Origin of the sequence: Pseudomonas sp. SB113, from assembly GCF_040754745.1 — a bacterium.
GTDB lineage: Bacteria > Pseudomonadota > Gammaproteobacteria > Pseudomonadales > Pseudomonadaceae > Aquipseudomonas > Aquipseudomonas grimontii.
In genome coordinates, this window is record NZ_JBFMHW010000104.1 from 1 (window position 1) to 524 (window position 524).

General features: G+C 45.6%; 2 tRNA genes and 1 rRNA gene. All 3 read left to right on the forward strand.

Annotation, left to right across the window (positions count from 1 at the left end):
• Positions 1-62: ribosomal RNA gene (locus tag AB1462_RS31650) — 16S ribosomal RNA — on the forward strand; the annotation flags it as partial.
• A gap of 122 nt (positions 63-184) precedes the next feature.
• Positions 185-261: transfer RNA gene (locus AB1462_RS31655), tRNA-Ile, on the forward strand.
• Between the two features lie 10 nt (positions 262-271).
• Positions 272-347 (forward strand) — tRNA-Ala (locus AB1462_RS31660).
• The last annotated feature ends 177 nt before the right edge of the window (positions 348-524 follow it).

Consider the following 524-nt stretch of genomic DNA (forward strand, 5'->3'; position numbering starts at 1 on the left):
TGACTGGGGTGAAGTCGTAACAAGGTAGCCGTAGGGGAACCTGCGGCTGGATCACCTCCTTAATCGACGACATCAGCTGCTCCATAAGTTCCCACACGAATTGCTTGATTCATTGAAGAAGACGATAGAAGCAGCTTTAAGCTCCAAGCTGATAGCTCTTAGCTAATCAGTTGCGCTCGAAATTGGGTCTGTAGCTCAGTTGGTTAGAGCGCACCCCTGATAAGGGTGAGGTCGGCAGTTCGAATCTGCCCAGACCCACCAATTTTGTTATGGGGCCATAGCTCAGCTGGGAGAGCGCCTGCCTTGCACGCAGGAGGTCAACGGTTCGATCCCGTTTGGCTCCACCATTAACTGTTTCTGCTGTTAGAGTTTAGAAATGAATATTCTCAAGCGAATATTGATTTCTAGTCTTTGATTAGATCGTTCTTTAAAAATTTGGGTATGTGATAGAAAGATAGACTGAACGTTACTTTCACTGGTAACGGATCAGGCTAAGGTAAAATTTGTGAGTAACTCTTAATTGA